Here is a 14,434-nt window from a genome sequence, read left to right as displayed (position 1 = left end):
GCTTTCAGCTGTAGACCCTGTCTACTACGAAAGCAGCCTTTTTCTATATCTATATTATGCTGTTACGTGTTATTTACCGCTGCTGCAGAGCCTGACTCATAATGGCGGACCTTGGATGGCGCATAGATGACCACCAGCAGGATGACCGAGATCAGGACGGCTGCACCTGCACCGATCAGGCATACGGCCTGCAGCGGCCAGGCAGCTGCGGCAAAACCGAGCAGAAGTGTTAAGAGAATCTGCAGCATCCCTTCCAGCAAGCGGGTCACGCTCGTAAAGCGCCCCATCAGATCAATAGGCACCTGATTTTGATAAAAAGTGGTATATCCCGCATTCGCATACGAAGAGAAGAAACCAAACACGATAAAGCCGATAACGGCCGTCAAGAGGCCGGATGCGGCATAGAAGATCATATACCCGGCACTCGACAGAAGTACACCCGCCCCGATAAACATGCGCAATGACAGCCATTTGACAGTTAGAGACGCAGCCGCTGAGCCGGCCAAATACCCTGCTCCGGCTACGCTGACGAGTAGTCCGTAATCCTCGTCGCCGAGGAGCAGCACCTGTTTAATGAAGGTGGCCTCTTGGGAATCGAGCGCGAAGCCGAGCAGCATGGCGGATTGAAATAACAGATATACGAGCATAAAATACTTCGCCGCTTTCCCGAAATCAATAACCGCAGCCCAGTCCCGAAGCAGTGTCTTCATTGTGATGGCATCCCGTCCATTGCCTGCGCTCTCCTCTCCATCCACATCGGGAAGGAAGTAAATGACAAGCGCGCAGATGAAGAAAGATACGGCATTGATGAAGATGCTGATCCGAATGTCCGTATAAGCGATCAATAGACCGGATATGGCGGGTCCAAGCAGCACCGCGCCGGATGTCGTAAAGCTGGACCATGCGTTGAACCGCTTCCGTTCCTCTACCGGGATCAGCTTCGTTATATAAGTCATAGACGTAGGCCCGAAGAAAGCCCCCACCACGTTAATCAGAAACATGATACAGTAGATGCCCCAAACCGAAGACATGAAGGGGATAAGGGCAATCAAAGCCCCCCGGATCACATCGGTGGTGATCATAAGCCTGCGCTTATTCGCCCGGTCAATAATACTGCCCGCCCAGGAGTTGGTTAACAGGGTTGCGAGCGGCCGGATGATAAACAATCCAGCCACTGCCGCAGGAGAACCAGTCATATGCAGCACAAGCAAATTAATCGCGACCAGATAGATCCAGTTCCCCAGATTGGAAACCCCGATGCCAAAAATGTAAAGAAGCGCATTCTTCCAGCTATGCAAAAGCTCCACTACTCCTTACGAGACCATTCTATCCCCATGGAAGGGAAATTACGGCTTTAAGATGAGAAATACGAGTTCAGAATCCGAATGAACACATTCGGAAATGCGTAGCGTTCCATGTCATGAACGTGAATCCAGCGAAAGTTCTCTTCGCCTGTCTCATATGCCACTGCACTTTCTGCTGCTTGCAGGGCTGCAGGTGGCACTTCCTGCCATTTACAGCGGTACACGCCCATACTCCATTGAATATGACTAAAGGTATGCTCGGCGTCCATCACATGGCCCATCGGCAGGATCGGAACTCCTTCCTCCAGCAAGGCATCACGCAAGCGGCTCATCGCCGTCTCCTCGGACATTACGGCCGGTACGCCTCTTCCCTCGGTCGATACGATCACATGCGGCAGCTCCCACATCCCTGCCAATAAACCGGTGGATGGACGCTTGCGGATCAGAATCTTCCCTTCGTGCACGCCAGTGCCCTCTACAATGGCCGTAAGGCGGTATTCAGGACGCGGCGGCTTGGCCTTCGTCTTAATAGGAAGGGACTCCTCTTTGCCCTCAAACCGCGCTGTACAATGCTCCATCACCGGGCATACCAGACATTTGGGGGACTTCGGCGTACAGATCAACGCCCCCAGCTCCATCAACGCCTGGGTGAAATCCGATGCTCGCCCATCCGGAACCAGCGTAAGCACCAGCTCCTCCATCTTGGTGCGGGTCTTCACTTTCATAATATCTTCTTCAATCAAAAAATAGCGGGACAGCACACGCATGACGTTACCGTCCACTGCTGCGGCAGGAATGTTGAAGGCGATGCTGCGAATGGCACCCGAGGTATAAGGACCAATGCCTTTAAGTCCCGACACTTCATCTTTGCCGCTCGGCATAACGCCCCCATACTGCTCTGTCACCTGCCTTGCGGCAGCCTGAAGGTTGCGTGCCCGGGAATAATAGCCAAGGCCCTCCCAGCACTTCAACACATCGTCCTCCGGCGCATCCGCAAGCGACTGAATCGTTGGAAACCGCTCGATAAACCGGTGGAAATATGGGATTACCGTGTCCACCCGGGTCTGCTGCAGCATAATTTCAGATACCCATATATAGTAGGGATCGCGATGCCTGCGCCATGGCAAATCCCTTTTGTTGATCTCATACCAATCCAGCAGCTCTTGGCTGAAGTATTGTTTGTGTTCCGTATTATGCATCTATAAGTAATCTCCTTCGTCAACCTTACTTTATCTTCTCAACCACGGCGAAAGCGGAAGCCAGCGTGGCCTGATGCGAAATCGTCAGATGAATCGCATAATGTGTCGACTCCTCTATTCCGAGGCGATCCCAGGCTTCCTGGGATAGTCGAGTCTCAGGCCTGCCAAGAGCACCCGGCAGCACTTCTATGTCACGGAACCCGATTATACCTCCGATTCCGGAGCCAAAGGCTTTGGATATCGCCTCTTTGGCAGCAAAGCGCCCGGCAACAAACTCCGTCCGATTCGCCCCCTTACTGGCGGCAATGACCTGCTCACCCTGCGTAAGCACGCGCTTCATGAATCTTTCTCCATGAGGACCTGTCATCAACATCTCCATTCGCTTCATGTCCAGCACATCATGTCCGATTCCGTAGATCACAATCGTCCGCTCTCCTTCATGGATCCAGTCTTCCTGTCCCAAAAATATACTCTTACTTATTGTATCAGTCGAAGTACGTCAACGCGAGACCAACGGCGTTACAACAACGTCAACAACTCATGACTGAAGTCACAAGCTTGTAACTGCCCGGAAGTGCGAACAATTCTTGCGAATCTCCTTCCTTAGTGTGGCGTTACATCAGGCAGGTTGACTACTACCCAACTACAAAAGACATGCTTAGGCAGTTACTTCAGCGATGTACTCAATTCCTTTTCGATGAAGATTCATTGCTCCTACACGATCATCATTTGATGTGTAGCAGCAGTTTTTACAGCAAAACACGTGTTTCGTTTTGTCTCGGTTAGCCTTCTCTGTGTGACCACATTTCGGGCAGGTTTGCGAAGTGTACCGTGGATCAACAGTGAGAACCTTAGACCCAGACATGACAGCTTTGTAAACTAGCATTTGACGAAACTCGAAGAATGACCAAGAAACGGTGACGTATCGATCCTTAACTCTTACCCTTTCGGTAGCATTACGTACTCCAGACAAGTCTTCAATCACAAACATGGTGTTGCTTCCATAATGGTCAACGAGTGCCTTACTGATCTGATGATTTACATCAGTCATCCAACGGGATTCTCGTTGTCCGATCCGCTTTAATTTTCGGCGTGAGGACGCAGTTCCTAGCTGCTGCAGTTGTTTGCGAAGAAACTTGTATTTAGAGCGCTTATGCTTGATGGGTCTTCCATTGAAGAAGAGAGTGTTGTCTTGTGAATCATAGGTGGTTGCAACAAAATTGATTCCCAAGTCAACTCCGACAACATTATTGATATTGTAGTCTAAAACATCTTCAACTTCTTTGGTCATTGGGATGTGTAGAAACCACTTCCCATACTTGTTTACTAACTTAGCTGTACCAAAAGACCACTCAGATTCGAAGTACTGCTCCATGCCCTTTGATTCATAGGGAACTTTAATTCTCCCTTCAACCGTGTTCAAAGAGAATACTTCCTTAGACAAAGAGTAATCTCTGTTCCACACAAGGTCATACTCTAGTCTTTTGAATGTGACAAGAGACCATTCATACCCATTACTCTTATTGGTCTTATATCTTGCAATGACGGTTTTCATGACAGACTGTGCCATTTGTGATCGCAATCCATACTGAGTACGAAGGGCTCCATATGTGACTTTATGCAAAGAAGCTTGTTTGAGATCTACAGACTCAAATACGATCCTTGAAACAAAATTACATCCTTGCCTGTAGGCAATCATTGTTTCGTTCAGCTGAGATACTTGATCTTCTGTAGGTTTGATCTTTATTTTAGCTGTAATCGTAATTTGCAAATAAACACCCCCTTCACTAAATACACTTTACGAGATAGTTAGTGAAAGCGTCAATTAAATAATAGTATAAAGGGAGGGAGAAGTGGGTGATGCGAGACAAACACCAGCGACACTGTTTCCTTACACGACTAAAGTCTCGTGTATCCACAGTGATTTAGATGAATCAAATAAATTTGTTGTATTTCAAATTTTATCCATATAGACTGTACAAAATGGCATGATGTAAGGGGGAATCATATTATGGGCTCATTGATTTATCACGTGGCCGTTTCGCTTGACTATTTTATCGCCGATCAAGCCATGATGGATGGAAGGATCGACCGCACTCTCTTTTTATTCGATGGGGAGCATGTTCCGGACTTCTTGACTGAAATTCAGGAGTTTGAGGCTGTGCTGATGGGTGGTAAAACGTATGAGTTTGGATTTAAGATGGGGGCTAAGCCCGGTGAGCCTGGTTACAAAGGACTCAAGCATTATATATTCTCACGCTCATTAGAATTCGAATCCAACGAAGAAGTTGAATTAGTCAAGGAGGACGCCATCCCGTACATCCATAATCTCAAACAACAGACAGACGGCAGGCTGTGGCTGTGCGGCGGCGGGGAATTGGCAGGAAGCCTGCTTCAGCATCAACTGATCGATCAGCTTGTATTAAAGGTAAACCCGGTAATGGTTGGTGACGGCGTTCCGTTGTTCGGCAGTGTCAAACCGCGGCTAAGACTCGAACTGGTTGATATGAAGCAGTATGCCAACGGCGTCCTCAAACCGACCTACAATATCATATATACCTAATGTCGCGCTAAATAAATAGCCTTCCGGAGGGTATTCCTCCCGGAAGGCTATTTGCCTGGATATTCGTATGTTAGATGCCTGGAATCGTATTGCGTTTGTGCGCGGTTCTGACGTAATAGCTCTCGAGTTTCTGCTGAACATCAGGGTCGATCGTCTTGCCTTCCAGATAATCGCTGTTATCCTCGTAGCTGATTCCGAGCTCTTTCTCGTCCGTCTGACCTTCCCAAAGGCCGGCAGAAGGGGCCTTGTCCAGAATCGATTGCGGAACCCCCAAATAGGATGCAAGCATACGTACCTGACGCTTGTTCAGGGAACTCAGCGGCGTAATGTCCACTGCTCCATCGCCCCACTTGGTATAGAAGCCGGTAATCGCCTCGGAAGCATGATCCGTGCCGACCACGATCAAATTCTGCTCGAATGCCAGCGCATATTGTACCACCATACGCACTCTGGCCTTCACATTGCCTTTACCGGGAATACTCATATGCTTATGGACACCGATATTTTTCAGGCCATGCTCAACCTCCAACGCTATTTCGTTCACCGTTTCCTCGATATTCGTCTCGACGGTATGTTTCAAATCGAAGGCCTTCGCTGTCGCATAGCTGTCTGAAATATCAGCCTGCTCGCCGTATGGCTGGAACACCCCGAGTGTCTTGTATTCCTTGCCATTCTCCTCCGTGAGCTCATCAGTAGCCCGCTTGCACAGACCGGCAGCCACGGCGGAATCAATCCCGCCGCTAATGGCGATCAGCAGTCCGGAAGTGCCCGAGTTCTTTACATAGTTTTTCAGAAAATCAACGCGCTTGCGTACCTCTTCCTCCACACTAATGGTAGGTTTGACACCCAGCTCTGCGATAATTTGTTCTTGTAGGCTCATGATATATGACTCCTTTCAGTATGTTCCCTCTTCTGAAGTACTTCCTTGATATAAGAAAAACATCTATCGACATACTTTCTCAGAAGACAGACCGCATTTAGCGGAAGTTTTTCTTGCGATATAGAATTTCATCAGCGTTGCTGATAACTTATAAATTCTATATCTATAAGAAAAACGTCTATCGACGTACTCTCTTAGAAGACAGACCGCATTTAGCGGAAGTTTTTCTTGCGATATAGAATTTCATCAGCGTAGCTGATAACTTATAAATTCTATATCTATAACAAAAGCCCCGCGGCTTCGGAATATGCCGAATGCTTCGGGGCCTATGTAACTGCCGGATTACTGGCAGTAGCGATTGAATGCGTCGGTCAAATCCGCCGCGATTTCTTCTGCAGAACGATTCTCCACTTGATGACGCTCAATAAAGTGCACCAATTCCCCGTCCTTCAACAGAGCAATCGATGGGGAGGATGGAGGATACGGAGCAAAATACTCACGGGCTTTAGCCGTTGCTTCCTTATCCTGTCCGGCGAACACGGTAAACAATTGATCCGGCTTCACCGTGTTCTCAAGCGCTATGGCTACACCAGGACGCGCTTGCCCTGCTGCGCAGCCGCATACGGAGTTTACAACGACCAGCGTTGTCCCTTTCGCTGTAGGAAGAACTTCCTCCACCTCTTCAGGTGTTGTCAGCTCCTTGATTCCCAAGCTGGTCAGCTCATCCCGCATCGGTTGAACCATATCGCGCATATATCGGTCAAAAGACATACCCATAACTTTTCACTCCTTATATAAACAAGATTGTTCGAATTATAACAGCTCATCGATATCTATATTATACAATCCTAAAGAGTGAAAGCAAGAAAATACAAAACGAGCAGCATCACAAAATAGGATACCGCCCGTTTTTCATTGTTCCATAGGTTGAACTAGGTAGCAGGATAGTTTACCCCATCTTTTTTCTTGTCAACGATGGGCTCGCCACGGCGATCTTTGTTTTCCCGCTCCTGCTGCTCCTGTTGCTTGGAATCATTTTTACTCATCCGAATCCCTCCTTTACCCTAAGCTCTGCCTTATGATGCCTAATTACCAATCTGTTTATTCGGAAGCGGCAGCGCTCTGGGATTCCGGCAACCCTTGCGGGTACGAGTGAAGAGGAAATGAAATAATGAAAACCGTTCCCTCGCCAAGCTTCGACTTCACATCAATGGTTCCATGATGACGCTGTACAATGCTCATGCACAGGGCGAGTCCAAGCCCCGTTCCCTTGCTCTTCGTCGTAAAGAATGGTTCAAACAAACGTTCCAGCTCATTCTCCGAGATGCCGATACCGGTATCCGCAACGTACAGCTGCGCCCGATCTCCTTCCATCCGAGTTTCAATCGTCAACGTTCCCTTATCGTCCATAGCCTCCATCCCGTTTCGGCATAAATTCAGAATCAGCTGTTTCATTTCCTTGGTATTCAGGTACAGATGGGGAATTTCGGTTCCGAGTTTCAGCTCAATGCTCTGTCCGCGCAAATTCGCGTCAGCCCACAAGAGCGGATTGAGCTCATGGATAATGTCATGAAGGTGACACTCTTCTTTTTCTGCCACCCTGTTTTGGGCGAGGGATAAAAAATCGCTGATGATACCGTTGGCCCGATCGAGCTCCTCCATGACGATCCGGTAATAATGGTCCAGCGTATCCGGACTCTTCTCCTGCATCAGCTGCAAGAATCCGCGCACGACAGCCATCGGATTGCGAATCTCATGGGTAATGCTTGCCGCCATTTGGCCAACCAAACTTAAACGCTCTACATTCATAAATTCCGTGCGAAGCCTTTCCAGCTCCGTAATGTCTTCCATAATACCTACCGCACCCAAAATGTCGCCGTTTCCGTTATGTATAAGCGGATAGATGTCGGTGGAATACACCCGGGTAGCGCTTCGCATAATCTCGCCTGTGCTTTCAATTCCATCTACGGCTCTCTGAAACCGGTTGCGCAGATGTTCCTTCTGAATCATGCCGTCCAATAAATCAAATAATGGTCTGCCGATGACATCCTTGGTCGTCAGATTAGGAAAGACGTTTCGAAAGCTGCGGATAAGCGGTTGATTAAAGGCGATGATATTGCCGCTTCGATCCACCGCAACCATGCCTAAAGGAATCATCTCCATCATTTTTGTTAAAGATGACCACTCTTTGACCTTCACATCGTATTGGCCTGCGCTCAGGCGCTCACATGTTAATTCGATCCAGTACACAATCATTCCAGAATAAAAAATACCGATCAGCATATACAGAATGGTTACCAGAATCGTATCCGGGTTCAGAACATCATGGTTAACCTTCCCTTCAATCGCGTGGGAGGCTACAATAATCAGCATAGCCGGAATAAGCGCACTCCACAGCCAACAAATCTTTTCGGTCATGGAGCCTTTCTTGAAATTGGAGGCAATCCAGGGTAATAGCGAGTACCCCAGAACCAGCATATACAGAATGAGGCCGATCGTGGACCAGCCGTTCATCAGCCCATGGCTTGTAATATATATAGCTGCAAGACATAGCCCTGAACGTCGACTTCCATATAATATGCCTAAAAATAACGGGATTACGCCAAGATGGATCGGAACGTAATAATCGTTCATGGCCGAGATCAAGACGCATAATACAGTGCTGATTCCGCATGCAATGACAATATGTTGGCGAAATCGAAGCAGATCATCCGGATTCTTCTTGTTCAGGCACTTTAGATGTCTGTCGAGGAGAAGCGGCAGATGAAAGATGAGTGTACCAGACAGCAAAACTTGCAGCAAAATATCTTTCCATAGGCTCAGCACAGCGATCGATCACCTCAATTGGACAACGCATCTAATATTTCTGATTAAAGCATAGGCGACATCATATTACAATATATTGTAATTTCTCATTCGAAGCCTGGGGAAACTCCATCCTATGTCCTATTCATGAGGTTTGGGATAATTCGCAAATATCCTATATAATAAGATTCATCTATTAATTGATATACCCCCAAAGGAGCTATGAGCAAACATGCTTGATTATGATATTATTGTCGTCGGCGGCGGACCTTCCGGATTGATGTCCTGCGTTGCTGCAGGGGAAAGAGGAGCTTCCGTTTTGCTAATCGACAAAGGAGATAAACTGGGCCGTAAACTTGGCATATCGGGCGGCGGAAGATGCAATGTGACGAATGCCAAAGAACAGGATGAATTAATTGCCAACATCCCGGGAAACGGCCGTTTTTTATATAGTGCTTTTCAGCATTGGAACAACAAGGATATCATGTCTTTTTTTGAAGGGCTTGGCATTCGCCTCAAAGAAGAGGACAACGGGCGCATGTTTCCTGTGACGGATAAAGCCTCGAGCGTTGTGAATGCCTTGATTGGCAAAGTGAAGGAGCTTGGTACTGACATTCGGACAAACAGTCCGGTGAAGAGCGTTCTCTATGCGAACGGCCGGACGGCCGGGGTCGAGCTGAAATCCGGGGAAGTAATCAAGTCCTCCTGCGTAATTATTGCAACGGGCGGACAATCCGTGCCTCAAACCGGTTCCACGGGGGACGGCTATCCATGGGCTGAGGCGGCAGGACATACCATCACGGAGCTGTATCCAACTGAAGTGCCTATCGTCTCCACCGAGCCTTTTATTGCCTCTAAAGAGCTGCAGGGCTTGTCACTGCGGGATGTTGAGCTGTCCGTCTGGAATCCGAAAGGAAAAAAAGTAATTGCTCACCGGGGAGATATGCTGTTCACCCATTTCGGAGTGTCCGGTCCGATCGCGCTGCGCTGCAGTCAGTTCATCCGCCAGGTGCAGCGGAAGTTTGATATCGTGAATGTGGACATGGGCATCGATATGTTCCCCGACCGTTCCCAAGCGGAGCTTGAGGCCGAGCTCAAAGGTCGACTGGAGGATGAGCCAAGAAAGAGCATCAAAAACGTGCTCAAAGGCATGCTCCCGGAACGAATGATCCCCCTGCTGCTATCCAAGTCGTCCATCGACAGCGAAATGATCTGCAGCGGTATCTCCAAAACGTCACTGACAACCCTTGCCTCCATTCTAAAAAAGTTCACGTTCCGCGCTTCGGGCACCCGTTCGCTGAAGGAGGCCTTCGTGACAGGCGGCGGCGTCAGCCTCAAGGAAGTCCAACCCAAAAGCATGGAATCCAAGCTGATGCCCGGCCTCTTCTTCTGTGGTGAAATTCTGGATATTCACGGATACACCGGCGGTTACAATATTACGGCCGCCTTTGCAACCGGTTATACGGCAGGAAAGCATGCAGCCGAAGCCGCAGTGATAAACAAATAATGAATAAAAGCGCGCTGTATGTCCCATCCATTGGAGCTTTCCAGCGCGCTTTTTATTATTCTTGTGGGTATCTCTCCTCCTTGTAGACCGGCCAAGACATGAGCGAGGGCGCGACCATGACAGCCAGCACAGTCAATACAAGCGCGGCGAGCCATCCCATTCCCCCTTGTAAAAGCGTTAGCCCTGTCATGAGCGAATAAAGAAAGGCGGGAAGTGCGAGTAAGGTTCGGACCGCGAGAACACCAGCCGAACGATGCTGCTGATTCGTAAACGGGAGCACCTGCATAAATTCGGCTTTGGCGAACAACGCCCACCTTGTATTCAGCCAATACGACATCATCAATACCAAAGCAAGATATACGATGATTTTGATGATCGGCGGCGGCAGCCAGACGGCCAGGATGCCGACCAGCGTAATCTGAATATATAATAACAAGCTCTCAGGGTGGCGCAAAATCGCCTTTAACCCCGCATCGGCAAGCCTCTTCTCTGCCGTACCTTTGAACAATCGGCCGGACTTGCGCATAAACCAGGTTTTACTTCGTACGCTGGGAGGTTTACCGACAGCTTGAATGAGCAGCTTCTCCGTCAACTGGATCCTTGTCTTCGCATCCTCACGCGCATCTGCGATGAAGGTCCCTTGCATAGCAAGACGCTTGCGGCTAAGAAGAAATAGCACCAAGAGCAGAATCAAGGAAGCTGCCCATAGTACAACGTAGGACTCAAGCCAAAATGTAACAAGCAACGCCAGCAGTCCGAATGATAGCCAGCGTACGATATAAGTGAGCACATGTTTCCGCCAGCCTTTATAGCTTGCACGAATCATAGCGGTTAATAGATTCGCGCACCAGGCGCATACAGCTGTAATCATCAGCAAGGTCACCAGAACAATACCGGTTATCCCATGTTCCCTGACCAAGATTGGGAGCGCAAGCACTGTAACGACCAATCCCTTGATTGCTGAGACCGTATGGCTGTATACCATGCCTCTGATCATTAAGCCCTTCATCCATCCCCCCTGCTGCCGAAGAAACAACACGTCAGCCTCTTCCAGGAACAGCAGCACTCTGCCGGAGAACATAAAGAGCAGGATGCCTACCACCGCCTGCAGCGGGAAGAACTGTGCCCATCCGGGAAGCGGGCTCGTCCATAACTCGCGGTAGAGCCCGCCTCCCAGCAGCAGACCCGGAACAATGATGTACAGCATCACGATCCAGTCGACCACGGTTGCCAGATTGTCTCGTTGATTCTTCCAATGTGCGGTTACCCTTCGCCAAAAGAGGGCGCCTGGATGGCTAAAATGATAGGATCGATCCATATCCATCACCTCCCTCATGTGAGCGCATCGAAGCAATCAAACAACGATGCGCCGGGAAGATCAGCAGCCTGGCGGATTTGATCCAACGTGCCCTCCGAAGCAATCCGGCCTCCGGATATGAGCACAAAGCGATCGCAAATCTTTTCTGCGGTATCCAGCACATGGGTAGACATCAATACACCGGCTCCCCGGCGTCTCTCCTCAAGCAGCAGATTCAAAAAATCTCGGGTGGCCCGGGGATCCAATCCGATAAACGGTTCATCTACAATATAGACGTCTGGCTTGGAGAGAAAGCCGATCATCAGCATCATCTTCTGCTTCATTCCTTTGGAGAAGCCTCCCGGCAGTTCATTGCGCACCGACTCCATTCCAAACTGACGGAGAAGCTGATCAGCCTGTGCTTCGAAATGTTCATCATTCATTCCAAATGCGGCAGCTGCCAAATCCAGATGCTCCCATAGCGTCAATTCCTCGTAAAACACCGGCTGCTCGGGAACGTAAGCATATCGAGGAGGATGGCCTGCAATAAAGACGTCGGCTTTACTATCTTTAAGCAACCCCAACACCGTCTTAATGGTCGTGCTTTTTCCGGCTCCATTCGGTCCGATCAACCCCAGCAGTTCGCCGGGTACCACTTGAAACGATATATCCCGTATGCGTGGGCGACCTGGTTCGTAACCCGACTGCTGAATATCCACCTTCAGCACCGGCTCGGGCTCAAGTCCATTTTCTTGAATCCTATGCATCTTAACACCCCATCCATTAATCCTATTCTCAGTATTACGCAGATGGATGGGGATTCGTTGCATTTAGTGAAACACTCTTCCATTACATCGTAGAAGTTTCAGGGACCCTATGGACTTCATCTCCTGTGGCAGAGGCTTCATCCTTCCGTTCGATTCTGCCTTTGAACAGCAGCAGCACGGCACCCACTGCAGCAGTTCCAAGCCCTGCAACGATATAAGTCGGCACAGGTCCCAGGCCTGTAACGAGGGCGCCGCCGAGCGTAGGCCCGATGATCGCCGCACCGCTGGTAAGACTATTGACCGTTCCGAATACGCGGCTCGTCATGTGCTCCGGGGTCCTCTTCATTAGCAGCATCTGGAACGGTACAAGCACGAACCCTCCGCCTGCACCCGCCAGAAAGAAGGATCCGAACAGAACTACGCTCTGCAGCAGATGGGGCATTTCGGTCACGACAACTACGGCACATACGGCAAACACCAAACCCGCTGCGGCAGCGCCTATTCCCATCTTGGCAAGCGTGCTCCAGCTCAGCTTGCGGACAAACATGGCTGCGATTAACGTACCAAAGCCGCTGGCAGAAATACAGTAACCAAGCAGATCTTCTGATACATTAGGAATCAACCGGAACAAGGTTACAATCTGAGAATCAGCCATTTGCAGCACCAGTACTACTGCGCATATCGTAACAACGCCTCCCAGCAGCAGCGGTATGCCATAGATCAGCTGCACTCCTTCCCCGATTTCCTTGAAGAAGGATTTTTTTCGTCCGTCATGCCCACCACGCCCTTCATTTGGCGACTCACCGGTCAGTCCTTTCTGCTTAAGCTGCTTCCCACCCGGCACGCCAAGCAGAAACAGCGCCGATATAACGAAGGCCCCGGCATCGATAATGAAGCATAACTGAATGCCGAACAACGCCATTAATAAACCGCCCAAGGACGGCCCGATGATCTTGGACAACTGCTCGATCGATGAACTGATCGTCACCGCCTGATCGATGTGCTTCGGCTCTACGATCTCTTTGATCTTGCCGCTCTTGGCAGGAGAGAACAGGACATCCATCAGGCCTTTAACGATCAGCAGTATATAAATTTGTATTAGATTGCCTGCAAACAAAACCCCAATCAAGATAAAAACTCTGACCACGTCCGATATCACCATGATTTTTTTGCGGTCATACCGGTCACCGATCCATCCTGCCACGGGGCCGCCAATCAAGACGGGAATGGCCATGCATAATGTCATCGCCGTTATTTCCCAGGGCGCGGCCTGCCATTTCAATCCGACAAGCGTCAAGAGCGCGATGATATACAGCCACTCTCCCATGTTGGACACCAGCTGAGATCCCATCAATAACATATAGTTCCGATTGCGCAGCAGCGGTTTTAATCCCTCTGATTCCACGCTTTGTGCTTGATTCATGTTCCCCACCCTTTTCATCCCATCTGAATAGTTTCATTATAAAATCGGCGTTCAGAAGGCGTATCGGGCTGGAGGTGTAGTTAATACGGAGCCGGAGAATGAAAATGTTTCGGCTGCATTGTGACAAATCACATGTTGAATTTATTCATTTCAGCGTAATCTTAGATTTGAAGTAATTCAGGACATGAGTCCATATCAAAGGCGGGAGAATGTATGAAGGTGTCACATGAACGCGATACACAGCTTGCTATGCACCTGTATCGGGTGTTTGCCAAGTCATTCAAGAGCGTCAACGAACATGTCGTGAATGGCAGTAAAATCGAAGGCTTTAATCCAACTTCATTTGCCGTAATGGAAGTACTGTTCTATAAAGGCCGCCAGCCCATCCAGCAGATCGGGGCACAGCTGCTCCTGCAGAGCGGAAACGTAACCTATGTGGTTGATAAGCTCGTCGAAAAAGGATATGTACGCCGCAAGCCCTGTCCCGAGGACAGAAGAGTGATTTACGCCGAGCTGACTCCGCCCGGAGAACAATTAATGCAGAAGCTTTACCCCCTGCATGAACGTCACATCCAGCATGCCCTGGGTGGATTGGATGAGGAAGAGAAGTATCAACTGATTGGACTTCTGAGTAAAATGGGCAAACATGCGGAACAGGTGCAAATCGTACGCCAGCAAGGCTGAAAAAG

13 protein-coding genes are annotated in these 14,434 nt (G+C 49.2%); 3 read left to right on the top strand and 10 right to left on the bottom strand.

Annotation, left to right across the window (positions count from 1 at the left end):
- Window positions 1–62: 62 nt before the first annotated feature.
- The 4 genes from CRG97_RS04375 to CRG97_RS04360 form a co-directional block, all read right to left on the bottom strand.
- Window positions 63–1,298, bottom strand: coding sequence for an MFS transporter (locus tag CRG97_RS04375; protein WP_098741926.1), 1,236 nt, complete (start codon window positions 1,296–1,298; stop codon window positions 63–65).
- A gap of 56 nt (window positions 1,299–1,354) precedes the next feature.
- Entirely contained in the window at window positions 1,355–2,503 is a 1,149-nt protein-coding gene (gene mutY, locus CRG97_RS04370) for an A/G-specific adenine glycosylase (RefSeq protein WP_098741925.1), read from the bottom strand.
- Between the two features lie 25 nt (window positions 2,504–2,528).
- Window positions 2,529–2,966, bottom strand: a complete 438-nt coding sequence (gene acpS, locus CRG97_RS04365; RefSeq protein ID WP_343225183.1) for a holo-ACP synthase — start codon at window positions 2,964–2,966, stop codon at window positions 2,529–2,531.
- Window positions 2,967–3,161: 195 nt separating this feature from the next.
- The gene (locus CRG97_RS04360; protein WP_098741924.1) at window positions 3,162–4,274 is read right to left on the bottom strand and encodes an RNA-guided endonuclease InsQ/TnpB family protein; all 1,113 of its coding nucleotides are present in this window, start codon (window positions 4,272–4,274) and stop codon (window positions 3,162–3,164) included.
- Between the two features lie 240 nt (window positions 4,275–4,514).
- Here CRG97_RS04360 and CRG97_RS04355 point away from each other — a divergent pair, with 240 nt between their 5' ends.
- Complete coding sequence (locus tag CRG97_RS04355) at window positions 4,515–5,066, top strand: dihydrofolate reductase family protein (protein WP_098741923.1); 552 nt, start codon at window positions 4,515–4,517, stop codon at window positions 5,064–5,066.
- 70 nt (window positions 5,067–5,136) lie between these two features.
- Here the strand turns inward: CRG97_RS04355 and nadE are convergent, their stop codons facing one another.
- The 3 genes from nadE to CRG97_RS04340 form a co-directional block, all read right to left on the bottom strand.
- A complete protein-coding gene (gene nadE, locus CRG97_RS04350) occupies window positions 5,137–5,946 on the bottom strand; it encodes an ammonia-dependent NAD(+) synthetase (protein ID WP_098741922.1) in 810 nt (269 codons plus the stop codon).
- Window positions 5,947–6,288: 342 nt separating this feature from the next.
- On the bottom strand, window positions 6,289–6,723 hold the full coding sequence (locus tag CRG97_RS04345) for a BrxA/BrxB family bacilliredoxin (protein WP_098741921.1): 435 nt from the start codon (window positions 6,721–6,723) through the stop codon (window positions 6,289–6,291).
- Window positions 6,724–7,047: 324 nt separating this feature from the next.
- The gene (locus CRG97_RS04340) at window positions 7,048–8,772 is read right to left on the bottom strand and encodes a two-component system sensor histidine kinase NtrB (protein WP_098741920.1); all 1,725 of its coding nucleotides are present in this window, start codon (window positions 8,770–8,772) and stop codon (window positions 7,048–7,050) included.
- 211 nt (window positions 8,773–8,983) lie between these two features.
- Between CRG97_RS04340 and CRG97_RS04335 the strand changes: the two genes are divergently transcribed.
- Entirely contained in the window at window positions 8,984–10,258 is a 1,275-nt protein-coding gene (locus CRG97_RS04335) for a BaiN/RdsA family NAD(P)/FAD-dependent oxidoreductase (protein WP_098741919.1), read from the top strand.
- A 55-nt stretch (window positions 10,259–10,313) separates the two neighbouring features.
- Here CRG97_RS04335 and CRG97_RS04330 read toward each other — a convergent pair whose 3' ends face one another.
- The 3 genes from CRG97_RS04330 to CRG97_RS04320 form a co-directional block, all read right to left on the bottom strand.
- Window positions 10,314–11,576 carry an ABC transporter permease gene (locus CRG97_RS04330; RefSeq protein WP_098741918.1) on the bottom strand — a complete coding sequence of 421 codons (1,263 nt, stop codon included), beginning with the start codon at window positions 11,574–11,576 and terminating at the stop codon, window positions 10,314–10,316.
- A 14-nt stretch (window positions 11,577–11,590) separates the two neighbouring features.
- Entirely contained in the window at window positions 11,591–12,322 is a 732-nt protein-coding gene (locus CRG97_RS04325) for an ABC transporter ATP-binding protein (protein ID WP_098741917.1), read from the bottom strand.
- Window positions 12,323–12,404: 82 nt separating this feature from the next.
- A complete protein-coding gene (locus CRG97_RS04320) occupies window positions 12,405–13,745 on the bottom strand; it encodes an MFS transporter (protein ID WP_098741916.1) in 1,341 nt (446 codons plus the stop codon).
- Window positions 13,746–13,958: 213 nt separating this feature from the next.
- Between CRG97_RS04320 and CRG97_RS04315 the strand changes: the two genes are divergently transcribed.
- Window positions 13,959–14,429 (top strand): MarR family winged helix-turn-helix transcriptional regulator, encoded by a 471-nt coding sequence (locus CRG97_RS04315; protein ID WP_076325923.1) that lies wholly within the window; start codon window positions 13,959–13,961, stop codon window positions 14,427–14,429.
- Window positions 14,430–14,434: the final 5 nt, after the last annotated feature.

Source organism: Paenibacillus sp. EZ-K15, assembly GCF_002573715.1.
Classification (GTDB): Bacteria; Bacillota; Bacilli; order Paenibacillales; family Paenibacillaceae; genus Paenibacillus_AQ.
This window is presented reverse-complemented; position numbering and strand designations above follow the sequence as displayed.

What these genes read in the sequence shown, in the direction of transcription:
- mutY (WP_098741925.1), bottom strand. Translation starts at nt 2,503, where the DNA reads ATGCATAATACGGAACACAAACAATACTTCAGCCAAGAGCTGCTGGAT.
- CRG97_RS04355 (WP_098741923.1), top strand. Translation starts at nt 4,515, where the DNA reads ATGGGCTCATTGATTTATCACGTGGCCGTTTCGCTTGACTATTTTATC.
- nadE (WP_098741922.1), bottom strand. Translation starts at nt 5,946, where the DNA reads ATGAGCCTACAAGAACAAATTATCGCAGAGCTGGGTGTCAAACCTACC.
- CRG97_RS04345 (WP_098741921.1), bottom strand. Translation starts at nt 6,723, where the DNA reads ATGGGTATGTCTTTTGACCGATATATGCGCGATATGGTTCAACCGATG.
- CRG97_RS04335 (WP_098741919.1), top strand. Translation starts at nt 8,984, where the DNA reads ATGCTTGATTATGATATTATTGTCGTCGGCGGCGGACCTTCCGGATTG.
- CRG97_RS04330 (WP_098741918.1), bottom strand. Translation starts at nt 11,576, where the DNA reads ATGGATCGATCCTATCATTTTAGCCATCCAGGCGCCCTCTTTTGGCGA.
- CRG97_RS04325 (WP_098741917.1), bottom strand. Translation starts at nt 12,322, where the DNA reads ATGCATAGGATTCAAGAAAATGGACTTGAGCCCGAGCCGGTGCTGAAG.
- CRG97_RS04320 (WP_098741916.1), bottom strand. Translation starts at nt 13,745, where the DNA reads ATGAATCAAGCACAAAGCGTGGAATCAGAGGGATTAAAACCGCTGCTG.
- CRG97_RS04315 (WP_076325923.1), top strand. Translation starts at nt 13,959, where the DNA reads ATGAAGGTGTCACATGAACGCGATACACAGCTTGCTATGCACCTGTAT.